General features: G+C 63.3%; 14 protein-coding genes. 10 read left to right on the top strand and 4 right to left on the bottom strand.

All coding sequences use genetic code 11. The annotated features are described in order from the left end of the window. Positions 1 to 75 precede the first annotated feature (75 nt). The 5 genes from N4T19_RS18315 to N4T19_RS18335 all read left to right on the top strand — a co-directional run bounded on the left by N4T19_RS18315 (position 76) and on the right by N4T19_RS18335 (position 6,369). Positions 76 to 1,308: a M48 family metallopeptidase gene (locus N4T19_RS18315; RefSeq protein WP_182344714.1), complete on the top strand. Its 1,233-nt coding sequence runs from the start codon at positions 76 to 78 to the stop codon at positions 1,306 to 1,308. A 153-nt stretch (positions 1,309 to 1,461) separates the two neighbouring features. Continuing rightward, the gene (locus N4T19_RS18320; protein WP_260718716.1) at positions 1,462 to 2,334 is read left to right on the top strand and encodes a hypothetical protein; all 873 of its coding nucleotides are present in this window, start codon (positions 1,462 to 1,464) and stop codon (positions 2,332 to 2,334) included. A 189-nt stretch (positions 2,335 to 2,523) separates the two neighbouring features. Beyond that, positions 2,524 to 4,212 (top strand): AMP-binding protein, encoded by a 1,689-nt coding sequence (locus N4T19_RS18325; protein ID WP_260718717.1) that lies wholly within the window; start codon positions 2,524 to 2,526, stop codon positions 4,210 to 4,212. 112 nt (positions 4,213 to 4,324) lie between these two features. Continuing rightward, entirely contained in the window at positions 4,325 to 5,083 is a 759-nt protein-coding gene (locus N4T19_RS18330; protein WP_116926116.1) for a 5'-methylthioadenosine/adenosylhomocysteine nucleosidase, read from the top strand. Between the two features lie 86 nt (positions 5,084 to 5,169). Then, the gene (locus tag N4T19_RS18335) at positions 5,170 to 6,369 is read left to right on the top strand and encodes an MFS transporter (protein WP_260718718.1); all 1,200 of its coding nucleotides are present in this window, start codon (positions 5,170 to 5,172) and stop codon (positions 6,367 to 6,369) included. A gap of 15 nt (positions 6,370 to 6,384) precedes the next feature. Here N4T19_RS18335 and corA read toward each other — a convergent pair whose 3' ends face one another. The 4 genes from corA to tsaB form a co-directional block, all read right to left on the bottom strand. After that, entirely contained in the window at positions 6,385 to 7,371 is a 987-nt protein-coding gene (corA, locus tag N4T19_RS18340; protein WP_021025633.1) for a magnesium/cobalt transporter CorA, read from the bottom strand. A 303-nt stretch (positions 7,372 to 7,674) separates the two neighbouring features. Then, positions 7,675 to 8,535 carry a uracil-DNA glycosylase family protein gene (locus N4T19_RS18345; RefSeq protein WP_260718719.1) on the bottom strand — a complete coding sequence of 287 codons (861 nt, stop codon included), beginning with the start codon at positions 8,533 to 8,535 and terminating at the stop codon, positions 7,675 to 7,677. Beyond that, positions 8,532 to 9,008 (bottom strand): ribosomal protein S18-alanine N-acetyltransferase, encoded by a 477-nt coding sequence (rimI, locus tag N4T19_RS18350; protein WP_116926120.1) that lies wholly within the window; start codon positions 9,006 to 9,008, stop codon positions 8,532 to 8,534. The genes N4T19_RS18345 and rimI overlap by 4 nt, the downstream gene beginning before the upstream one ends. Continuing rightward, positions 9,005 to 9,724: a tRNA (adenosine(37)-N6)-threonylcarbamoyltransferase complex dimerization subunit type 1 TsaB gene (gene tsaB, locus N4T19_RS18355; RefSeq protein ID WP_116926121.1), complete on the bottom strand. Its 720-nt coding sequence runs from the start codon at positions 9,722 to 9,724 to the stop codon at positions 9,005 to 9,007. The genes rimI and tsaB overlap by 4 nt, the downstream gene beginning before the upstream one ends. 130 nt (positions 9,725 to 9,854) lie before the next feature. Here tsaB and dacB point away from each other — a divergent pair, with 130 nt between their 5' ends. The 5 genes from dacB (at position 9,855) to N4T19_RS18380 (ending at position 23,214) form a co-directional block, all read left to right on the top strand. Beyond that, positions 9,855 to 11,477 carry a D-alanyl-D-alanine carboxypeptidase/D-alanyl-D-alanine endopeptidase gene (gene dacB / locus N4T19_RS18360; protein ID WP_260718720.1) on the top strand — a complete coding sequence of 541 codons (1,623 nt, stop codon included), beginning with the start codon at positions 9,855 to 9,857 and terminating at the stop codon, positions 11,475 to 11,477. 113 nt (positions 11,478 to 11,590) lie between these two features. Continuing rightward, entirely contained in the window at positions 11,591 to 12,223 is a 633-nt protein-coding gene (locus N4T19_RS18365) for an ankyrin repeat domain-containing protein (protein WP_260718721.1), read from the top strand. 351 nt (positions 12,224 to 12,574) lie between these two features. Next, complete coding sequence (locus tag N4T19_RS18370; protein ID WP_260718722.1) at positions 12,575 to 17,740, top strand: choice-of-anchor U domain-containing protein; 5,166 nt, start codon at positions 12,575 to 12,577, stop codon at positions 17,738 to 17,740. Positions 17,741 to 17,966: 226 nt separating this feature from the next. Next, positions 17,967 to 18,788 carry a rhodanese-like domain-containing protein gene (locus tag N4T19_RS18375; RefSeq protein ID WP_260718723.1) on the top strand — a complete coding sequence of 274 codons (822 nt, stop codon included), beginning with the start codon at positions 17,967 to 17,969 and terminating at the stop codon, positions 18,786 to 18,788. A 34-nt stretch (positions 18,789 to 18,822) separates the two neighbouring features. Further along, the gene (locus N4T19_RS18380; RefSeq protein ID WP_260718724.1) at positions 18,823 to 23,214 is read left to right on the top strand and encodes a hypothetical protein; all 4,392 of its coding nucleotides are present in this window, start codon (positions 18,823 to 18,825) and stop codon (positions 23,212 to 23,214) included. The last annotated feature ends 16 nt before the right edge of the window (positions 23,215 to 23,230 follow it).

Here is a 23,230-nt window from a genome sequence, read left to right on the forward strand (position 1 = left end):
CAACATCTTATAAATTCTCTCTATAAAGGCCGCGTGTCTCGGGCATGATACGCGCTCTTTACAGAGGAGATACATATGAAGGAGTGGGTGTATCCGCGGGAGCGGACCCTGGGCGCCATCACGCTGGTTTTGGGCTTGCTGGCATGGTTGGCCATCTTGCTGATGACCGTGGGCACGGTACTGATCTACCTGCTCATCGCTTTCATTTTTTATCTCTTTGCCCAGTCTGCCTTGATTGCCTGGCTGCGCGGCACTGCCGTGCGGCTGTCGGACGAGCAGTTTCCCGAGCTCTACCTGCAGTACCTGCAGTGCTGCAAAAAGCTCGAGCTGGTCGACCCGCCCGAGGCCTATCTGCTGCAAGGCGACGGCCTGATGAATGCCTTTGCCACCCGCTTTCTGGGCCGCAACTTTGTCATTGTGCTGAGCGACACGGTGGATGCGATGCGCGCGCTGCCCGATGGCATCAACTTCTACTTTGGCCATGAGCTGGGCCATATCAAGCAAGGCCATTTGACCGGCCATTTCTGGCGCATGCCGGTGCTGTGGCTGCCGCTGATTGGTGCGGCCTATGCGCGCGCTCAGGAGTACACCTGCGACCTGCATGGCCGCGCCTGCTGCGAAGGCTCGGAATCGGCCGGCCGCGCGCTGTCGGTGCTGGCCGCTGGCGCGCAGAAGTGGAAGACCATCAACCTGGTGCAGTATGCGCGTCAGACCATGACGAACCGGGGCTTCTTCCCCGATCTGCATGAGCTGCTGGGCGGCTACCCCTGGCTGACCAAGCGCGTGGCGCGCATGATCAGCCCCGGCATCAAGATGCCGGGCCGCAATCCCTTCTCTTACCTGTTTGCGCTGTTTGTGCCCTATGGCGGCCGGGCAGGCGGCGGGGCCGTGGGCTTGTTGATGGTGATCGCGATCATCGGTATCGCGGCCGCCGTCGCGATCCCGGCGCTCAAGGGTGGAGCCGGGGGCGGTGCCTTCAGCCAGATGCTGATGCAAGGCATGCAGTCGCAAAAGGGCAAGGAAGCCTTCGAGAAGGAATGGAGCCAGGCCGAGCCGGTACGCCAGGCGCTGTCGCGCTACTACCAGACCTATGAAGAAGTGCCGGATTCGCTGGCCGATGCAGGTGTGTCGCCGCAGCAGGAAGGCCGGCTGATGTATGACAGCGACGATATGTCGCTGACTGCGCTGACCCTCCATGGCCAGTTGCAGATGCAGCCCATGCAGGGCGAGGGCGGCAAGGTGATCTGGCATTGCAGCGCCGATGGTGCGGCGCAACAGTATCTGCCGGCCAGTTGCCAGAGCAAGTGATGCATTTGGATACATTCACTGCCAAAGTCTCCTGATTCAGCCCGGCGGCCTCAGACAGAATCCGCAACGGCCTTGCTATGATGCAGGGCTTGGCGGTGTGGCACAGGCCACGCACTGTCTGTTGGCCGCCGCTACTGTTTTCAGGATCCGTCTATGTCTTTTTCCGCTGCCCGTTCTCTGTCCTGGCTGGGGTGCGCTGCCGCAGCCGTGGTGCTGAGCGCCTGCGCGCCGCTGCCGTCGAGTGTGGAGCCGGTGGGCCGCACCTTGGTGTCCATGGACCAAAACACCGACCTGCGATGGACGTACTGGGGCACGGACAGCGAGGTGCTCGATGTACTGCCCGAAGACCTGGCCAAGGACAAGCCCCTACAGGCCAGGCTCTGGCAGATGCGCACCAAGCTGGGCGAGCTGGTGGGCGTGATGTCGCTGCGCTCCAGCGTCGATGACCTGAACAACCAAAACACCGTCTGGACCCAGAACTGCCCCAAGCAAAAGGGCGTGCTGGTCGAGCGCACCCAGGGCCTGAACATTGGCCGGGTGGACTGCCTGCGCATCAAGCGCACCGCCAACAGCAGCGACTGGCTGGCCCAGAACGATGCGGCCATGGCGGGCCGGCTGGAGGCGGCCGGTGTCTACTTTGCGCGCCCGGTGGCCTATGTGTCCTACCAGTTCACCACCAGCAATGGCGGCTATGTCGAAGCGCAGGTGCTAGTGGACCAGCGCCTGGTGCGCCCGCCGATCCGCAGCAGTGTCGACTTTCTGGCCGCCGGCCGTTCGCTGGACCACTGGGCCCAGGACCTGGCGCGTTCCATGCGTGAGAGCACCGGCTACTTCAACGGCGTGCTGACCGTGCCACCGTTCCCCTACGAGATCGACCAGCAGCCGTACTACGAGACCAAGCAGGACGACTCCGATGTGCTGTTTGGCAAGGAAAAGCCCAACCCCCAGGCCGCCGAAGAGAAAGCAGCTTCGGTGGTCGCTCCGGCAGGGGCAGCACCTGCAGGGGCCGCAGCCCTCAAGCGCTGATCGCGTCCCTCACTCAGCAACCGCCATGACCCCGGTCATGGTTTTTTTTTTGCTTTTTTACGGGTATATCCAGACTTGGAATGGACGCAGAATTTGCACAATAGGGCGAGATCGAACAACATGGCTCAGCAGCGGGCCGTGCGCACAGGGCGCCGGCACCCCGCTGTATGACCGACAGGAGACTTGTGCATGACCGAACGCCCATGGCTGGCCGCTTACCCACCCGAGATCCCCGAGGACATTGACCCTGAGCGCATTCCGACCTTGGTGCAGCTGCTCAACCAGGCCTTTATCCAGTATGCCGACCGCACGGCGCTGCACTTCATGGGCGCGCGCTTCAGCTACCGCCAGCTCGACGACTACAGCGTGGCGCTGGCCGCCTACCTGCAGACCCTGCCGCTCGCCAAGGGCGACCGCGTGGCGCTGATGATGCCCAATGTGCCGCAGTACGCGGTGGCCGTCGCAGCCGTGCTGCGCGCCGGGCTGGTCGTGGTCAACGTCAACCCGCTCTACACCGCCTCCGAGCTGGACCACCAGCTCAAGGACAGCGGCGCCAAGGTGATGATCGTGCTGGAGAACTTTGGTGCCACCGTGCAGAACTGCGCAGCGCACCGCCAGCTCGACCAGATCATCGTCTGCAGCATGGGCGATTGCCTGGGCCTGATCAAGGGCAGCATCGTCAACTATGTGGTGCGCCACAGCAAGAAGCTGGTCGCGCCGTTCACCCTGGAGCGCAGCATCCGCTACCCCGATGCGATCAGCCAGGGCGAGCGCCACACGTTCTCGCCGGTGGATATCGGGCCTGACGACATGGCCGCGCTGCAGTACACCGGCGGTACCACCGGCGTGGCCAAGGGCGCCGTGCTGCTACACCGCAACCTGGGCGCCAATGTGATGCAGGTGCAGGCCTGGTATGGGCCGGCGCTCAAGACCATTCCACAAGGCGAGCAGCCGCTGTGCGTCTGCGCGCTGCCGCTCTACCATATCTTCGCGTTCACGGTCTGTTTTCTGCTGTCCATGCGCCTGGGCCACCAGGTGCTGCTGATCCCCAACCCGCGCGACATGAAGGCGGTGCTGGGCGAGCTGGGCAAGTACGAGTTCCACACCTTGCCAGCGGTCAACACCTTGTTCAACGGCCTGATGAGCCACCCCGATTTCGACAAGGTGAACTGGAAGAACCTGCGCGTGGTGGTGGGCGGCGGCGCGGCCGTGCAGTCCTCGGTGGCTGAGCGCTGGCTTCAGCGCACCGGCCAGCCCATCGTCGAGGGCTATGGCCTGTCCGAGACCAGCCCGGTGGCCAGCTGCAACTTTGTCGGCACCGGCCAGAAGGCCTCGGGCTCGATCGGCTACCCGATGCCGGGCACCGATATGGCCATCCTCGACGATGCCGGCGAGCCGGTGGCGCAGGGCGAGCGCGGCGAGGTCTGCATACGCGGGCCGCAGGTGATGGCCGGCTACTGGCAGCGCCCGGACGAGACCGCCAAGTCCATGACCGAGGACCAGTTCTTCCGCTCCGGCGACATCGGCATCATGGAGCCCGATGGCATGTTCCGCATCGTTGACCGCAAGAAGGACATGGTGCTGGTGAGCGGCTTCAACGTCTACCCCAATGAGGTCGAAGACGTGGCCGCATCCTTCCCCGGCGTCGCCGAATGCGCGGTGGTGGGCGTGCCCGATGAGAAGACCGGCGAGGCGATCAAGCTGGTGGTCGTGCGCAAGTCGGCCGATGTGACCGAGGCGCAGCTGCGCGCCCATTGCGCCGAGCACCTGACCGGCTACAAGCGGCCCAAGTACATCGAGTTCCGCGACAACCTGCCCAAGACCCCGGTGGGCAAGATCCTGCGGCGCGAGCTGCGCGACGAAACGACCAAAGCCTGAGTGCTGCAGCGGCACTGCGCCGCAGCAGTGCTGCCGCCGACACAGTAGCGAAAGCGCAGAGGGCGGAGATTGCAGCGACAATCTCTGCTTTGCTGTTTTTTGGGATTCCCCCGTGACCCTTGCCATTCTCAGTGCCCTTCCCGAGGAGCAGGCCGGCATTGCCGCGCTGCTGGCGGATGCCCGCACCAGCGACTATGCCGGCCGCCGCTACACCTGCGGCCAGCTGCACGGCCATGCGGTGGTGCTGGCGCTGTCGGGCATTGGCAAGGTGGCGGCGGCCAGCACGGCCGCAACCCTGGTCGAGCGCTTTGGCGCCCGGGGCATCGTGTTTACCGGTGTGGCCGGTGGCCTGGGCGCGGGCGTGCAGGTGGGCGATGTGGTCGTGGCCAGCAGCTATGCGCAGCACGACATGGATGCCTCGCCGATCTTTCCGCGCTACGAGGTGCCGGGCTATGGCCGCGCGCGCTTTGACTGCGACGTTACCCTGAGCGCGCAGCTGGCCGTAGCGGTGCAGCAGTGCCTGGCCGGGGGCGCCGCAGCCTGGACGGCCGAGCTGGGCCTGCCCGCGCCGCAGATGCACCAGGGCCTGGTCGTCAGCGGCGACCGCTTTGTCAGCAGCGCCGCCGAAGTGCAGGCGCTGCGCAGCGGCTTGCAGGGCGCAGGCATGGAGGCGCTGGCCGTCGAGATGGAAGGCGCTGCTGTCGCCCAGGTCTGCGCCGACCATGGCCTGCCCTTTGCGGCCATGCGCAGCATCTCCGACCGGGCCGATGACAGCGCGCACCTGGACTTTCCGCGCTTTATCCGCAGCATTGCCAGCCGCTACGCGCAGCACACCATCGGCAGCCTGCTGCGGAACTTGGCGAGAGGTTAATCGGCTACCCGGTAGCGCGGGTGACTGTGCACTGCGGCAAGCCTCGTCACAATGGCGCGCTGCCTTGATGCGCTGTTTTGCCGACCATGCCCCTTTTTCCCGCCCACTCCTTTGCGCCCGGCCAGGTGCTGACCACCTGCAAGCTGGGCCTGGGGCAAATGCTGTCCTGGGGCTCGGCCTTCTACCTGCCCGCCATCCTGGCCGGCGCGATGGGCGAGAGTCTGGGCATAGCGCCATCGCGCATCTTTGCGGCGTTCTCCGTGGCGCTGCTGATGATGGCGCTCACTGGCCCGGTAGCGGGGCGGCTGATTGACCGCTGGGGCGGGCGGCCGCTCCTGATGGCCACCAATGTGCTGTTTGCGCTGGGCCTGGCGCTGCTGTCGCAGGTGCAGACCCAGGGCCAACTGTTTGCGGTCTGGTGGCTGCTGGGGCTGGCGATGGGGGCGGGCCTGTACGAGGCAGCCTTTGCCACCTCGGTGCGCCTGTATGGCAAGGCCGCGCGCGGCAGCATTGTCGGCATCACCTTGTTTGGCGGCTTTGCCAGCACCCTGAGCTGGCCGCTCACTACCTGGCTGCTGCACAGCTGGGGCTGGCGAGAGGCCTGCCTGGTCTGGGCAGCGGTGCAGCTCTTGGTGCTGCTGCCGCTGCATGCCAGCTTGCCCCATGCTCCGGCTCGCGCCCGTACCGATGCGGCAGCCGACCCAGCGGGCGTGCCTGCAGCGCCAGCTGCTGCCCTGCGGGGCCAGTGGCTCAGCCTGGTCTTGCTGGCGCTGACCTTTGCCGCCATCTGGTTCATCGGCACCTCGATGATGTCGCACCTGCCGCGCCTGCTGATGGTCAGCGGCGCCACGGCGACGGCAGCGGTCGCTGCGGCGGCGCTGGTGGGCCCGGCCCAGGTGGCCAGCCGCATTGCCGACTATGTTTTTCTGCGCCGCGCCCATCCGCTGTGGTCGGCGCGCATTGCCGTCATCGCCTACCCCGTGGCGGCGCTCGCGCTGGCGCTGTTGGGTGCCTCGGGCGCCTGGGTCTATGCGCTGGCCTTTGGCCTGGGCAACGGCATCATGACCGTGGTGATCGGCACCTTGCCGCTGGCCATGTTTGGCGCGCAAGGCTATGGCCACCGCCAGGGCCTGCTGATGGTGCCTGCCCGCATGACCCAGGCCAGCGCCCCTTTTCTGTTTGGTCTGGCGCTGGAGCAGTGGCAGCTGGGCGCGCTGTGGGTGCTGATGCTCGCCGCATCGATCGCCGGCACGGCCCTGTGGTGCCTGCGGCCCAAGCAGGTGTAGTGGGCGCCGCCGTGCTTACTTGAGCCAGCCGCGCTTGCGGAAGTACAGCATCGGTATCAGCGCGCTGCCCACCATCAGCGCAATGCCGTAGGCATAGCCGTATTGCCAGTCGATTTCGGGCATGTACTTGAAGTTCATGCCGTAGACGCTGGCGATCAAGGTGGGTGGCAGCAGCGCGACGCTGGCCACCGAGAAGATCTTGATGATCTTGTTCTGGTTGATGTTGATGAAACCGACCGTCGCATCCATCAAGAAGTTGATCTTGTCAAAGAGGAAGGCGGTGTGGTTGTCCAGCGATTCGATGTCGCGCAGGATCTGGCGCGCGTCCTCGAACTGGTCGGAGTTGAGCATCTTGCTGCGCATGACAAAGCTCACCGCGCGGCGGGTGTCCATCACATTGCGGCGAATGCGGCCGTTCAAGTCTTCCTGGCGGGCGATGGCCGAGAGCACTTCACTCGCGTGGGTGTCGGTCACATTGCCAGCCAGCACCTGGGTGCTGACTTTTTCCAGGTCGTCGTAGATGCCTTCCAAGGTATCGGCCGAGTACTCGGCGTCGGCGTCGAACAGCTTGAGCAGCACGTCCTTGCTGTCCTCGATGAGGCCCGGCGCGCGGCGCGCACGCAGGCGCAGCAGGCGGAACACCGGCACATCCTCATCGTGGATGGAGAACAGCACGCCATAGCTTTTGAGCGCGGCGTTGTGCAGGTTCATGATGAAGGCCACACGCACGCTGCGCGGGTCGTCTTCGTCATCGATCAGGAAGTCGCTGCGGATGTGCAGGTCGCCGTTGTCTTCTTCGTAGAAGCGGGCCGATTCCTCGATGTCCTGGTCCATCGCGTCTTCGGGGATGGACAGGCCATAGTGCTGCTTGATCCAGCGCTTTTCTTCGAGGGTGGGGGATTCGAGGTCAACCCAGATAGGCTGAAAACGGGCCAGGTCCTGGAGAGACTCGATCTCTTCCTGCACCAGACGGCCATTGGCAAGCGTAAAGATGTTGAGCATGGGCTCACTTCCTTGTTGTTATTGGTCTGCAAAAGGGGGGCGGGGGGCGCTTCCGACCCTTGTGCAGCCATGTGCTTGCCAGGGTGGAAGCTACCAACTAGGGTAGGGATCCAAGGAGAGACTCCGGTTTGTGAATGGGCGCCATTATGGCATTCCCGCATCCGCTGCGCATGGCGATGCGCTTTGTCCGCGCGCAGCGTTGTCAACGCCCCACGCCACAGCCTGTCAGTGGGCGCCTACACTCACCAAATGGCGGCTATTTGGCGGCTAAATGGCGGCAGATTGGCAGGTTGGTGAAGAAAATTAACGCCCGGCCTGGGCCAGTGCAAAGCACAGATCGGCCCAGGTTGCTGCCTTGGCCTGGGGGGTGCGCAGCAGGTGGCTGGGGTCGTAGCTGACCACGGCAGGCAGCTGGCAGCCGCCCAGCAGGTGCAGCTGCTGGCGCAGGCTGGAGAAAGGCAGGTCACCCGGCACCAGGTGGCGCACCGCCGGCAGGCCCAGCAGCAGCGCCATGGCCGGCTGGCATTCCTGCACCAGCGCCTCGATGCTGAAGCTGGGCAGGCCATCATCGCCTTCCTGGTTGGCAGGGATGCGGGCCAGCGGCACCCAGTAGACGGGGGCATCGGTCAGGCGCATGGCACGCAGCATCTGCACCAGCAGCTGGCAGGCTTCGCTCTGCAGGGGCGCGCCCTCGGGCAGCTCGGCCACCACCAGCCAGGACGGCTGGGTGTGGGGCACTGCGGGCTGCTGCTTGCCCTGCAGATCGAGCAGGACTGGCGCGCGCAGCGCAAAGCGCACACGCGGAAAGCCGGCGGGCAGCGCCTGTGGGGACGTGGGGCGTGCAGCTGCTGCAGGCGCTGGCGTTGGCTCAATAGCGGCAGCGGGCACGGCCGTTTCTGGGAGCGCAGCAGCCGGCATCGCCGCTGGAGCGGGTGCAACAGTAGGTGCATTAGCTCCTGTAGTCGCTGCTGCAGCCGCTGCCGTGGGAACAACCGCTGGGGCAGGCACCGCCTCCGCGCGCGATGGCGGTGCAGCCACTGGCGCAGGAGCGGAAGATGTCTCAGGCGCGGCCTGGGCGGCAGGCGCGGGCGATTCGGGCCACCACAGCGGGTGGCCCATCTCTTGCAGCATGGCGCGTTGGCGGGCGTCCAGGTTCAGGCTCATGGGGTGGTAGGCAGCAGATAACGCATGACCATGGCGTCCTCGCGTTCGACATGGGATACCGGATAGTAGCGCTTTCGCAGCCCTACCGATTCAAAACCAAACGCCAGGTAGATCTGCTGGGCGCGCAGATTGCTGATGCGCACCTCCAGCCAGATCGCCTGCGCGCGCGCACTGACGGCCCAGCTGCGCAGCTGATCGAGCAGCACCTTGGCCCAGCCCTGGCGCTGGTGGCGCGGGTTGACGGTGATGTTGAGCAGGTGCAGCTCATCGACGCCCTGCATCGCAATAAAGTAGCCGATCAGCTCCTCGTCGGCCCAGAGCAGCTGCATCGCATAGCCCATCGCCATCGAGTCGATAAAGTTGCCCCGCGTCCAGGGGTGGGTGTAGCACTGGTTCTCCACCGCCAGCAGTGCATCCAGGTCATCAATGCGCAGCGCGGACCAGCGCAACTGGGGCGAGGCCGGCAGGCTCATGGCGCGCTGCCTGGGCTGCCGGCGGCCTGGGCTTGTTTTTCTGCCTCGCGCTCGGCCGTGGTCTTGGCGACCTTGTCGCGGATATAGAGCGGCAGCGCATCCTGCGCAGCCACTGCCTGGCCTTGCGCCAGCAAATAAGGCGCCAGGCTCAGCAAGGCCCGGGCCGTGGGCATGGCCTGCAGATGGGTGGCGCCGGGCGCCAGGCGCTCGCCATATATGGCCTGGGCATTGCCGGCCACGACAAAGCCCGCGGGCACCTGCACCTCCTGCGGCGGGCAGACCTGCAGATCGCCCAAGGTCTGCCAGTGGCCATCCACATACTGGTAAACGGCGTTGTAGACCTCGTCCATGCGGGCATCGAGGCAGGCCAGCACCTGGGTGCAGCCGTATTGCAGGCGGGCCTCTTCAGCGACGGTCATCAAGGTATCGACCGGCAGCACCGGCACGCCCTGGCCGCCCTTGGCCACAAAGGCCAGGCCCTGGGCAATGGCGCAGGCGGTACGCAAGCCGGTGAACGAGCCCGGGCCCCGGCCAAACACAATCGCGTCCAGCGCATCAAAGCCCAGGCCTGCATCGGCCATCAGGCCGCGCAGCGCCGGCAGCAACTGGCTGGAGGTGTGCTGGCCACCGGCACCGCTGTGCAGCCAGCGCTGGTCATCCCGCGCGGTGGCAATAAAGAGGGTGTCGGTACTGGATTCGAGGGCAAGCAGGTTCATGGGGTAGGGCGCGCACGGGCGCTATGCTGGCGCCCGGTTTCAGCCCCTGTAGAGGGGTGGCAACTCGCCATTATCGGGGCAAAGCCAAGGCTGCATGCCGGGCTTGGGCATAGCCGCTAGACTGCTGCCCATGCAACAGATTTCTTCGATGGCGCACCTTTCTCTGTCCCTGGCGCGGCTGGGCGCTGGCCTGCCTGGCAGCAGCGGCCGCTGGCTGCTGCCAGTCGCGATTGCGCTGAGCCAGGTGGCCTGCGCGCAGACGCCGGCCGCCCCCTCTAGCGACCCCGCGCCCACACCCATCCGGCTGGCCCAACCGGTCGCTGCGGCGCCCCAGGCCCCGGCCTCCGCCGCCCCCGTCGCGGCAGCACCTGCAGCCCTCGCCGCCCCGGCCAGCGCCTGGCCCGCCGGCCGCTTGCCGGCCGAGGTCGAAGCCGCCCTGCAGCGCGGCAAGGTGGCTGCGGATGCAGTCTCGGTGGTGGTGATGGATGTCAGCGGCGCGCAGCGCCCCCTCCTTGATGTGCACAGCGATGTGGGCCGCAACCCCGCCTCGGTGATGAAGCTGGTGACCACCTATGCGGCGCTCGAGATCCTGGGCCCCGCCTACACCTGGGACACCCGCATTGCCACCGACGGCCAGGTCGCCCAAGGCGCCCTCAATGGCAATCTTTATGTGCAGGGCTCGGGCGACCCCAAGCTGGTGATGGAGCGCCTGTGGCTGCTGCAGCGCCGCCTGCTGGGCCAAGGCATCCAGGTCGTCGTTGGCGATGTGGTGCTGGACCGCTCAGCCTTTGCGCTGCCGCCCATCGACCCCGCACGCTTTGACAACGAGCCCTACCGGCCCTACAACGCCGTGCCCGATGCGCTGCTGCTGAACTACAAGTCGCTGACGATGCGCTTTATCCCCGATGCGGCCGCCGGTGTGGCCCGTATCGCCTACGAGCCGGCCATCGCCCATCTGCGCCTGCCCAGCACGGTGCCGCTGCTCAAGACCAAGGGCAATGCCTGTGGCGACTGGCGCGGCGCGCTCAAGGCGCAGATGGCCGATGCCACGCAGATCCAGTTCCTGGGCGGCTACCCGGCCGCCTGCGGTGAGAACAGCTGGGCGGTGGCGCCCGCCGCGCCCGACCGCTTTGCGCCCCGCGTGTTTGAAGGCATGTGGCGCGAGCTGGGCGGCAAGGTGACTGGCCAGGTGCGCATGGGCACCACGCCTGACGGCGTGCAGCCGCTGATGAGCTTCAGCTCGCCCACCCTGGGCGAGGTGGTGCGCGATATCAACAAGTACAGCAACAACGTGATGACCCAGCAGGTGTTTCTGACCCTGGGCAAGGAGCGCGCGGGCGTCGGCACCTTTGAAGGCGGCCGCCAGGCGGTGGCGCAGTGGTGGAGCGAGCGCGTGCCCGGCATGGCGCAGCCCACCATCGACAATGGCGCCGGCCTCTCGCGCGATGCCCGCATCACCGCCGGGTCGCTGGCCAAGATGCTCTCGGTGGCCTGGAACTCCAACGTCATGCCCGAGCTGATGGCCTCGATGCCCATCGTCGGTGTGGACGGCACGATGAAAAACAGCAAAAGCGCCCACACCGGCGGCGCCCACCTGAAGACCGGCACGCTGCGCGATGCCTCGGCCATTGCCGGCTATGTCAATGGCCGCGATGGGCGCCGCTGGGTGGTCGTGGCCATGGCCAACAGCGACAATGCCCCGCAGGCACGCCCCGCCTGGGATGCGCTGATCGACTGGGTGGCGGCCCAGTAATCCCAGAGGCGCAGGCAGGTCGGGAAAAACCTGCCTGCCACCAAGGTTGGGCCGCGGCGGTATCGGTGTACATTGCGCGTTGGAGCATGGTCACAAGCCATAAGGAGCCCTGCATGAGTCTGCCTTCGAAGACCTCGCTGTTTGCTGCTGCCAAGCGTTGGGATGCCGCCTTGGTGGCCCAGCTGCTGACGCAGGCGCCGCAGTGGGCCCAGGCGGTCGATGGCAAGGGGCGCACCGCCTTGCAGGTGGCCTGTGGCGTAGCAGCGCAAAACGCCCAGTCAGCCGATACCAACGGCCTGGAAACCGTGGCCACCTTGCTGGCCGCCGGTGCCGTGCTGGAGGCCGAAGCCCCGATGGGCGAGTGCAATGGCGAGTTCCGCGCCACCGCGCTGTGGTTTGCCGTGGCCCGAGGCGAAAACCTGCCGCTGGTGGAGTTGCTGCTCTCGCACGGCGCCAATGCCAGCTACTCGCTGTGGGCCGCCGTGTGGCGCGATGACGAGGCCATGTGCCGCGCGCTGCTGCAGGCCCAGCCCCTCCTTAACCTGCGCGAGCACGGCGAAACCCCTGTTTTCTATGCCGCACGCCTCGGTCGCCTCAAGACCCTGGAGCTGCTCCTCGACGCCGGCGCCGACGTCTCGGTGGCCGACTTCAAAGGCCGCGACGCCGTCGACATCGCGCTCGCCCGGCGCCTGCCCCAGGGGCTGATCTACCGCATGCAGCAGCTGCGCCAGCCGCGGCTGGCCTGACGATCCGTTGCACAGCGCATTGCCCGGGTTTCAGCGCGAACCCGGGCGGGCCACTGCGCTGCCTTCCTGCTACTGCTCCTCGATCCGCTTCTCTTCCATGAGGCAATGCTTGGCATGCTTTGCCCGCCAAGCGACTGGAGGTAGTCAGTACCCACCTTTCAGGTGACTGTTGCATTTGCCTAACTATCTGTCAGCTTCCTTTAAGCAGTGTTCATTCCAATGCGCTTCAAGATGAAATAAAGCTATCAATTGACATCAGTAAATTATTGTTGTTAATTGACGGATATCAAGTGAAGTGGAGGACCAGGGGTGCATCCATGGACCTGGGCCGACTACAGATGGACACACGGCATGTATCAAAAAAAGAGGGGCCGCCCGCTGTTTACCAGCTGGGCAACGGTGGTGGGCATGTTGGTGCTGGGGCTGCTGTATTCGATCAGCAGTGCCTTTGCGCAGGCGGCAGACGCTGTGTGTGCCGAAGTCAAAATTGTCATTGAACAAAAGCTTTCGCTGGAGCGCCAGGCCTTTGATGCCAAGATGGTCATCACCAATGGCCTGGCGGACCAGAAGCTGGAGAACGTCTCCATCGAGCTGAAGTTTCTCGATGCCAACAACAACCTGGTGGTTGCGACCTCGGACCCCAATGCCCAGGGGGCGACGTTCTTTTACCGCACTGACCAGGTGACAGGCATCACCAGTCTCCAGGGTGGTGTCATCGCGCCCAAGGCGGTGGCCCATATCAACTGGCTCATCATCCCCGCAGCGGGCAGTGGTGGCAGCAACCCGCAAGGCGCTGTGTACTACGTGGGTGCCAAGGTCAGCTACACGCTCGACGGCAAGGCAGATTCCGTTGACGTGGCGCCAGAATCCATCGTGGTACGCCCCCAGCCCGAGCTGGTGCTGGATTACTTTTTGCCGCGCGATGTCTATGCCGACGACGCCTTCACGCCAGAGACCGAAGCAGCAGAGCCCTTTACCCTGGGCGTCCGCATCAAGAACCAGGGCGGCGGCACATCCCACAAGACCAAGATCGACACCGCCCAGCCCCGCATTGTGGAGAACCGGCAGGGCCTGGCGATCAGCTTTCAAATTCTCGGCGGCTATGTCGGCGACCAACCAGCAGGCAAGAGCCTGCTTTTGGACTTTGGCGACATAGAGTCAGGCACTTCCAAAATGGGCCGCTGGTCCATGGTCACCAGTCTGGCAGGCAAATTTGTCGAGTTCAATGCCAGCTTCACCCATGCCGATTCCCTGGGGGGGGCGGTCACCTCGCTGATCAAGGAAGTGCGCACGCATACCTTGGTCCAGGATGTGCGCGTGGATCTGGCAGGGCGCGATAAGGTGCGCGACTTTCTCGCCAAGGATGGCGACGTCTATCGGGTCTACGAGTCCGATGGCGCAGACACCGAGGTGCAGAACCAGACGGCGTCGGCACAGATGACCGTGCAGGGCAACAACGCCAGCCTGCGCTTTAGCCCTGTAGCCCAGGGCTTTGCCTATGCCCGCGTGCCCGATCCGGCGCGCGGCGCCAAGCTGCCGGTGCAGGTCACGCGGTCGGATGGCTATATCGTGCCTGCAGAAAACGTCTGGTTGTCCAAGGAGCGCAATGAAGACCTGAGTTGGAGCTACTTCCTCAATATCTTCGATGCCAATACCAGCGGCCAGTACAGCATTGGCTTTGTGGCCGGCGCGGCCGAGGCCAGCATCGCGGGCCTCGTGTACCGGGACAGCAATGCCAATGGCCTGCGCGACAGTGGCGAGCCGGGCATCCCCGTGACCGAGGTCAAACTGAGCGGCACCCAAGCCAGCACGGGCGCCGCCGAGCTGCAAACGTCGTATACCGATGCGCAAGGCGCGTTCCACTTCACCAACCTCAAGCCAGGCGTCTACACCTTGGTCGTTGGTGTCAGCGATGGCCTGGTGGATGGCGCGGCGCTGGCGGGCTCTGCGGGTGGGCAGAGCGAGGCGGGCAAGTTCAGCAGCATTGAGCTGACTGCTGGCTCCGCTGCAGCCGGCTATCTGTTTGCCAAGCGTGCCGCCGCGCCCGACAACCCCGACCTCGAGCCCAAGGCCGACCTGGCAGTAGCTGCAGGTGCCAGCCCTGCTACCGTCAAGCGAGGCGACAAATCCACCGTCACGATCACCGCAGAAAACCTGGGCCCGGCTACGTCTGTGGCGACCACGGTGAATGTGGAAATACCAGCGGGCTTAACCGTGCTGAGCCCATCGGCCGCTGTGGGCAGCTATGCCAATGGTGTCTGGACCCTGGGCGATATGGCAACGCGTTCCACCGCGATCCTGACCTTGGAAGTGCAAACCGACAAGGACAGCAGCGCCAAGGAGTTTGCCGTGGCTGCGCGTATCGGCTCGTCCACCAAGGACGATATCAGCAGCAACAACAGCGCCTCTACCTTGATCCGTATTCAGAGCAGCGAGGCCGTGACTGCCACGCAAACAGCAGACCAGGGTATGCGCGTGCTGGCCTATATCGGCTGCGGCGCAGACACCGCCTGCGCCGCGCAAAAACGCCAGGCCGCGCAAACGGTGCTGGCCACGTATGACGATGAGGCCGAGATCGTTGAGACAGCTGCTGCCTTCCAAAAGGCGTTGCGTGCTGGCGACTTCAGCCTGCTGTGGCTGAGCGGGTCGCTCAGCGATCTGAGCGCCCACCTGCAGGAGGAAGTGCGCGCTGCCGTGCTGCGTGGTGCCTCGCTGGTGGTGGATGGCGCTGCCGATACCCATCTGCGTGCCATTGCCGATATCTGGGGCAGCTATGCCGATCAGCCGTTGCCTAACGCTGCTCTGCAGTTGGGCACTAACGCGCTGCCGCTCACCAACCCAAGCTGGGCTTTGGTGGCCGATGCGCCGGCGACCACTGAGCTGCGCTACGCCAGCGGAGAAACCGCCGCCGTGCGCAGCAGCTATGGCAAGGGCCAGGTACTGGCGATGGGCTTTGACAGCCTGGGTGAGCCGCTGAGCGGCACGGAATGGACGGCATGGCTCCAGGCCCAGATGGTGCTGAGTACGCCCAAACTGGTAGACCCGATGCTCGCCCAATCCAGCGTGTACCTGAAGACTGTCATCCACAATGGCGACGACAAGGCCCGCCAGCTCACGCTGAGCACGGCCTTGGGCAACGGCGCCCAGCTGCTGTCGTCCAAGCCCGCTGCCGCGCAAAGCGGCGACCAGCTAAGCTGGCCTATGGACCTGGCTGCCGGTGCAGAGCAAGGCGTTGAGCTGTGGCTACAGCTGCCTGCCGATGCCAAGGCCTTTAGCCTGGAATCCCAGCTGCGCAATACCGCCGATGCGGTGGTGGTGGACAGCTGGTCGCACAACCTGCGCACCATTGCACAGCAGCAGGCGGAGGCCAATGCACGCACAGCGCTGCCCGCCATTGCAGGCCTGGCTGACGCAGAAAAGGCCCAGTTGGTGGCCCTGTTCGACCAAGCAGCCGATGCGGTCCAGCAGCAAAAGCTGGGCGATGCGATTGCTGCGCTGCTGCAAGCGCAAGAAAAACTGCGTGCGCTGCCGCAAGGTGGTGGGCGTGATGCGGCATGGCAGCCCGTAGCGCAGTGGATAGGCCTGGTATCTGCGGCCTGGAAGGATGACGGCTCTGCCACCAAGAGCTGGACCTTGGCCATCAGCAGCGGTAACCAGCAGGTTGCCCAAATAGGCACTGCGTTTGCGACGCCGCTCCAGGTACGTCTGGCCGATGAGAACGGTGCCCCGGTAGCCGGTCAGACCCTGCGCTTTACGGCCCCAGCCAGCGGCGCCAGTGCGCTGTTCAGCAACGGCACCGCCGCCTTGCAGGTCAGCACCGACGCCCAAGGCCTGGCGAGCGCCGATGCCATCACCGCCAATGCCGTCGTGGGTGCCTACCAAGTGCTTGCCAGTGTGGACGGCGTCAACACCCCCGCCAGCTTTGACTTGCGCAACAGCGATGCGGCAACCCCCATCTTGACCTTGCAGCGGGTGGCGGGCGATAACCAGACTGCACACGTAGGCCAGGCCTTTGCCCAGCGCTTGCAAGCCAAGGTGGTCGATGCGCAAGGCGCAGCCATGGCCGGTCACGTGGTGGTGTTCACGCTGCCATCGGCTGCAGTGGGTAGTGCCACGGCTAGCTTTGCCGATGGCTCCCAAACCGCTAGCGTCTCTACCGATGCCCAAGGCTTGGCGATCTCGCCAGTGCTGACGGCCAACAGCGCGGAGGGTAGCTACCAGGCGAGTGCTACAGCGGCAGGGGTCTCCGGCGAGGCGACGTTCGCGCTGACCAACACGGCGCAGCCGGTGCAAGTGCTCCAGCTGCTTGGCGTTGCCGGCAGCGGCCAGTCGGCCCATGTGGGCGCTGCCTTTGCGCAAGCGCTTGCCGTCAAACTGGTGGATGGCCAAGGCCTGGGCGTGGCAAACCACAGCATTCGTTTCGAGTTGCCTTCCAGCGGTGCCAGTGCCACGTTTGCAGGCGGCGCTTTGCAAGCAGAGGTGCAAACCGATGCCAATGGTTTTGCCAGCGCGCCCCTGCTCACGGCCAACAACACCGAAGGCAGCTTCGAGGTGCTGGCCAGTGCAGGCGGTGTGGCAGACGGCGTGCGGTTTGCATTGACGAACACCGCTGTAACGGCGCCTGTGCTGAACCTGCAGGTGCTTGCCGGTGGCGGCCAGTCTGCGGTGGTGGGTACGGCCTTTGCCGAGGTGATCCGTGTCAAGCTGGTCAACGGCCAGGGTGAACCGGTGGCAGGGCGTGTGCTGAGCTTCAGCATGCCCGCCAGCGGTGCAGGCGCTGTCTTTGCGGGTGGCGGCTTGACTGCGCAAGCGACGACCGATGCACAGGGCCTGGCGGCATCGCTGATGTTCAGCGCCAACGCGACGGCGGGCGACTACGAAGTGGTGGTGGCGATGGCGGGTGCGCCCGATGTCAAGCTGGGCCTCAAGAACACCCCGGCCCCCGCGGGTGACAAGCAAGTCACCATCCCCACGCCAACGGGAACGGGCACGCTCAAGGCTTCGGTCACGGGCGGTGGCGCCACTTGCCGCTTCAACCCTGACAAGACCGCCGTCAAGCGGGCGCAAGGCTGGTTGCCGCTGTTTGATGTGCTGCTGTTCCCCCATGGCGTGTTCGAGTACGAACTGGTCGGCTGTGACGTGGGCAGCACGGTGACCGTCACGACCGAGTGGCCCAACCTGTTTGGCATCAGCAACTACATGAAGTACGGCCCCACGCCTTCTTCACGTGGCCGCAGCCTTTGGTACGTGCCCAAGAACCTCAAGCTGGAGGGCAACCGGGTGAGCTTCACCATCACCGATGGCCAGCTGGGCGATGACGACCTGGCCGCCAATGGCGTCATCAAAGACCCGGGCGGCCCGGTGATCCAAAGCGGGCCGCTGCCTGCCGACGAGCAAGCCGTGCCAGTGCCGGGCCTGGGTTGGCTGGCTGTGCTGATGTTGTCGCTGTTGACCGGTTTGGCGGCGCTGGCCGGGCTGCGACGCAAGGGCGTGCTGGGAGCGAGCGATGGCCGCTAAGACCATGGCGTGCGGCCCCAGGTGGGGTGTGCACGCTGCGCTGGCCGTCTTGGTCGGCGCAGCCTTGGGTGGTACTGCCAGAGATGCAGCAGCTTGGTCGCGGCCAGCGACTGCGCCTCCGCCTTTGGTGGAGGCTGAATCGGCTTCTGCCCCGTCCAAGGAGTTGGGCTGTTCGGCTGCGCAATATGCAGCGCAAACCACAGAGACGCCCGCGCTGGCATGGCTGGTGCAAACCGCGCCGCTCGCGCTGGACCAGGCCTGCTGGGTAAACGCTGCTGAGGCGGCTGCATCGGTGCAAAGCGCCCAGCCCCCCACCTTGGCGGATGTGCGCCCGCGCAGCCTGCAACGCGCAGCACCCATTGCGCGCGCTTTGCAGCTGGAGCTTTCTGACATGGCCAGCAAACGCTTCTTGCAGCAAACGTCCGTGGTGCTGCTGGGCTCCGGGCTCGACATCGCCGAGGTTGACCAGGCCTGCCGTCAGCTGCGGCAGCAAGGCTTTGTCCAGTTGCAAGCGGTGCGGGGCGGTGTCCGAGCATGGCAGGCCGCGCAAGCGGGGACGGCAGGTAGCCAACCGTTGTTGCAGCCCTTGGATGCGCAGACTTGGATAGCCGCTCTGGGCCAGGGCATGCACTGGACGGTGATCTCCGCCAGCGAAGCCATGCAACGTGCGCCTCAGGCGCAGTGGCCGGTGCCGTCCGAGCAGCTCGTCGCCGTACGGGTGGAAGGCAAAGAGCGCGATGCCAAGTTGGTGGCCGCCATTGCGCGCGCCTACCAAGACCGGCTCAAGCATGTACGTCATGCGGGCTACGCCCAGGCGCTGGTGGTCATCACCGATGGGGTGGTCAGCGATGCCTTGCGTGCCCAGGTCGAAAGTACCTTGGCGCCTAGCACCGATGCATCCAAAGCGGGCCGCAGTGCCGCAATAGTCACCTTGCCCGCCTATTGGCTAGACGGCGGCTGGCAAGCCTATGCGCAGCAAGTGGCCCAAGCCGCCGCCATCCAACAGACCGCCAACCACCGGCTGCAAGCGCCGTGTGGACGCTTATGAGTGCAAACAAAAAATGAGAAATACCGGGGGAAGCATGTACCAACAACAACCATCTTCAGCGCTCCAAGCGGCGGCCTGGGCACGCAAGGCCTGGCAGGGCTTGCAGATGCTGGGCCTTTGGCTGATGCTGCTCTGTGCGGCCCCGTCGGCCTTGGCACAAACGCCAGTGACGGGCGTGATCACCAGCAACACAACATTGCGTGCAGCGCAGTCGCCCTATCTGTTCCAGGGCGATGTGATTGTGGATAACAACGCTACCTTGAGTATTGAGCCCGGTGTCACCATCCAGATGGCGGCCGCCGCCAGCTTTACTTTGAAGCGGGGTGCACTCCAGGCGGTGGGCACTCCCAGCCTTCCCATCAAGATCACCTCGGCATCTGCGACACCCGCTGCCGGTGACTGGCGGCAATGGCGCTTCACCGCAGGCACCAACCAGGCACTGACGCAGCTGGGCCATGTCGTCATCGAATACGGCAGCGGTGTGGCGATTGAATCTGCTTCGCCCGTTATCAACAACACCGCCATCAACCACCACAGTGGCCCTGCGATCAGCATGGACCTGGCTTCGTCACCGGTGGGTACGGGCAATACCGCCAATGGCAACTCGCTCAATGCAATCAATGTGCCTGCGGGCACCATTCGCACGCAGGTGGTCTGGGGCATCGTCGGTATCCCTTACCTGGTGCAGCAAGGTCTGGTGCATATCGGCCAAGCGCCTTTGGCGCTGGAGCCGGCCAAACTCAAGCTCAGCCCCGGTGTGGTGGCCATGCTGCGCGTCTCGCTCAACGCACCAGCCCCCGCAGGCGGCACGCTGATCGATGTCAGCAGCAGCGTTCCTTCGGTCGCATCGGCCGTTACCCGTGTCACCGTGCCTGAGGGTCAAACCAGCGCCGATCTGGAGGTGCAGGCCAGCAGCCTGGGCTCCACCAAGATCACTGCGAGCCACGCCACCTTGGGCATGGCGGAAACCGTCATTGAGGTGGTCAGCCTGCCTTCTCTCGGTTTGGCCCCTGCCAGTCCCACAGTCGGGGTCAATCGCAACTACCCCATGACCTTGTCGCTGCCTGCTCCCGCTGCAAGCAATGTGGCCGTGCGGTTGGACAACGCGGACACGGCGGTGCTTTCTGCCCCCAGCAGCTTGGTAGTGCCTGCCGGTCAGCAAAGTGTAAATTTTGAAGTGACTGGCTTGGTTGACGGTACCAGCCGTTTAACGGCGCAGGCAGACGGCTACGCCAGCGCGCTGGCCACCGTCGCCGTGCGCGGCAAGGCGTTGGTACTGCCATCCAGCGTAGTGGTGGCGCCGACGGGCAGCACTACGGTGACATTGGAAGCTACGGAGCCAGCCCCTGCAGGCGGCTTGACCGTTAACTTGGCTGTCGCGCAAAGCAGTCTGGCCCAAGCTCCTGCCACCGTGCTCATCCCTGCGGGTCAAAGCCGGGTGAGCTTCAGCATCAATGGCAAGGCCTTGGGTGCCACCACCTTGACTGCAACCGCTGCCGGCTACCAGTCCGGCCAGACCAGCGTAAATGTGGACGCCATCAGTCTTAACACTGATCCTGCTGCAGACCTGGTGATGAATGAAGAGCTCAGCCGCACGGTTCGCGTGCAGTTGAGCAAAGCCGCTCCACTGGGCGGGATTACTGTTTCTGTTGTTAGCCAGAATCCGGCGATTGCTGCTGTGAGTCCTGCTGAGGTGTTTGTGCCTACGGGGCAGATTTATGCGACGGTGCCGGTCACTGTGAAGGCGCTGACAGAAGGGAAAACCTCCATCGGTATTACTTCGCTTGGCCTGATTGGTAAGACTTTGAATGTGGATGTTCGGCAGAAATTTTCGCTCAGGCTTACAAAGTACAGCGGTTCAAAGTTGATTGTGGGCAAGGGGCTGTACAACTATTACAGGGAGTTTTATGTAGAGCGTCTCATTAATGGCGTGGTGAGTAATGGCGCTGAGGCGGTGACGGTGAATCTGCGATGCATCGCATCGGAGGTGTGCATTACTCCAGCGACGGTGACTATTCCCGCTGGACAGAGCCGGGCATACATCAGCGTCACTGGTGTCGATATTGGATCGACTCAAGTGGAGGCAACTGCAGAGGGCGCAACATCGGCGGCACCGATGTCAGTTGACGTTATCTTGCCAGTCGTGCGGTTCAACAGCTTAGATAAAAACCGTACGACATCCAGCATTCGCGATGATTTTTCTATCACACTGACGGTGCCTGGTGCGGATTGGACAACTGATCAATATGCTGCCAATTCGTTGCAAATTAATGTTTCACTGAAAGACCAAAGCCCCGCTGGAGTTGTCAATGGGATCTACAACAGTAGCAATAGTCTGATCACACAACTGACGGTTGCCAGGGGGTCTAGCTCAACGGGAACTGCATATATAGCTCAGCCTGCAGCTGCTGGGACTTATAGAGTGGAGGCTGAAGTCGTAGGTGTTACCGCAGAAAAATCAGAGGTTCAGACGGTAACAGCTGCAGCACAGGGTCTAAGACTTACAAAGTACAGCGGTTCAAAGTTGATTGTGGGCAAGGGGCTGTACAACTATTACAGGGAGTTTTATGTAGAGCGTCTCATTAATGGCGTGGTGAGTAATGGCGCTGAGGCGGTGACGGTGAATCTGCGATGCATCGCATCGGAGGTGTGCATTACTCCAGCGACGGTGACTATTCCCGCTGGACAGAGCCGGGCATACATCAGCGTCACTGGTGTCGATATTGGATCGACTCAAGTGGAGGCAACTGCAGAGGGCGCAACATCGGCGGCACCGATGTCAGTTGACGTTATCTTGCCAGTCGTGCGGTTCAACAGCTTAGATAAAAACCGTACGACATCCAGCATTCGCGATGATTTTTCTATCACACTGACGGTGCCTGGTGCGGATTGGACAACTGATCAATATGCTGCCAATTCGTTGCAAATTAATGTTTCACTGAAAGACCAAAGCCCCGCTGGAGTTGTCAATGGGATCTACAACAGTAGCAATAGTCTGATCACACAACTGACGGTTGCCAGGGGGTCTAGCTCAACGGGAACTGCATATATAGCTCAGCCTGCAGCTGCTGGGACTTATAGAGTGGAGGCTGAAGTCGTAGGTGTTACCGCAGAAAAATCAGAGGTTCAGACGGTAACAGCTGCAGCACAGGGTCTAAGACTTACAAAGTACAGCGGTTCAAAGTTGATTGTGGGCAAGGGGCTGTACAACTATTACAGGGAGTTTTATGTAGAGCGTCTCATTAATGGCGTGGTGAGTAATGGCGCTGAGGCGGTGACGGTGAATCTGCGATGCATCGCATCGGAGGTGTGCATTACTCCAGCGACGGTGACTATTCCCGCTGGACAGAGCCGGGCATACATCAGCGTCACTGGTGTCGATATTGGATCGACTCAAGTGGAGGCAACTGCAGAGGGCGCAACATCGGCGGCACCGATGTCAGTTGACGTTATCTTGCCAGTCGTGCGGTTCAACAGCTTAGATAAAAACCGTACGACATCCAGCATTCGCGATGATTTTTCTATCACACTGACGGTGCCTGGTGCGGATTGGACAACTGATCAATATGCTGCCAATTCGTTGCAAATTAATGTTTCACTGAAAGACCAAAGCCCCGCTGGAGTTGTCAATGGGATCTACAACAGTAGCAATAGTCTGATCACACAACTGACGGTTGCCAGGGGGTCTAGCTCAACGGGAACTGCATATATAGCTCAGCCTGCAGCTGCTGGGACTTATAGAGTGGAGGCTGAAGTCGTAGGTGTTACCGCAGAAAAATCAGAGGTTCAGACGGTAACAGCTGCAGCACAGGGTCTAAGACTTACAAAGTACAGCGGTTCAAAGTTGATTGTGGGCAAGGGGCTGTACAACTATTACAGGGAGTTTTATGTAGAGCGTCTCATTAATGGCGTGGTGAGTAATGGCGCTGAGGCGGTGACGGTGAATCTGCGATGCATCGCATCGGAGGTGTGCATTACTCCAGCGACGGTGACTATTCCCGCTGGACAGAGCCGGGCATACATCAGCGTCACTGGTGTCGATATTGGATCGACTCAAGTGGAGGCAACTGCTGCTGGCTTCGAGTCTGGAGTGATCGATTTTGAGACCATAAATCCGGTATTGGTTCTATCTAGTGCCCCTTCTTCGCTGAGTGTTGGGCAAAAGTCCACGAGTATTTACGTGAGAGCTCAAGTTTCTGGCGCATATTGGTCCAATGACCAATACCCTGCTGCTAATTTGACCATTACTTTCTCGAGCTCGGTTCCATCTGTGGGGACGGTGACAACCACCGTGAATTGGCCTGCAGGGTCGAGTAGTTCCGCCCGCGCGATCTTCACTGCTATATCCCCAGGCACCACCCAAATAACCGCCAGCAGCCCCGGATTTGTACCGGCGACCAGCGGCGTGATCACCGTCAACCCATAAGAAGGAGAAGACCATG

The organism is Comamonas squillarum, from assembly GCF_025309455.1.
GTDB lineage: Bacteria > Pseudomonadota > Gammaproteobacteria > Burkholderiales > Burkholderiaceae_C > Comamonas > Comamonas squillarum.

Bases quoted from the DNA above. Each gene is read 5' to 3' on its own strand.
- N4T19_RS18315 (WP_182344714.1), top strand. From the start codon at position 76: ATGAAGGAGTGGGTGTATCCGCGGGAGCGGACCCTGGGCGCCATCACG.
- N4T19_RS18320 (WP_260718716.1), top strand. From the start codon at position 1,462: ATGTCTTTTTCCGCTGCCCGTTCTCTGTCCTGGCTGGGGTGCGCTGCC.
- N4T19_RS18325 (WP_260718717.1), top strand. From the start codon at position 2,524: ATGACCGAACGCCCATGGCTGGCCGCTTACCCACCCGAGATCCCCGAG.
- N4T19_RS18335 (WP_260718718.1), top strand. From the start codon at position 5,170: ATGCCCCTTTTTCCCGCCCACTCCTTTGCGCCCGGCCAGGTGCTGACC.
- corA (WP_021025633.1), bottom strand. From the start codon at position 7,371: ATGCTCAACATCTTTACGCTTGCCAATGGCCGTCTGGTGCAGGAAGAG.
- N4T19_RS18345 (WP_260718719.1), bottom strand. From the start codon at position 8,535: ATGAGCCTGAACCTGGACGCCCGCCAACGCGCCATGCTGCAAGAGATG.
- rimI (WP_116926120.1), bottom strand. From the start codon at position 9,008: ATGAGCCTGCCGGCCTCGCCCCAGTTGCGCTGGTCCGCGCTGCGCATT.
- tsaB (WP_116926121.1), bottom strand. From the start codon at position 9,724: ATGAACCTGCTTGCCCTCGAATCCAGTACCGACACCCTCTTTATTGCC.
- dacB (WP_260718720.1), top strand. From the start codon at position 9,855: ATGCAACAGATTTCTTCGATGGCGCACCTTTCTCTGTCCCTGGCGCGG.
- N4T19_RS18365 (WP_260718721.1), top strand. From the start codon at position 11,591: ATGAGTCTGCCTTCGAAGACCTCGCTGTTTGCTGCTGCCAAGCGTTGG.
- N4T19_RS18370 (WP_260718722.1), top strand. From the start codon at position 12,575: ATGTATCAAAAAAAGAGGGGCCGCCCGCTGTTTACCAGCTGGGCAACG.
- N4T19_RS18380 (WP_260718724.1), top strand. From the start codon at position 18,823: ATGTACCAACAACAACCATCTTCAGCGCTCCAAGCGGCGGCCTGGGCA.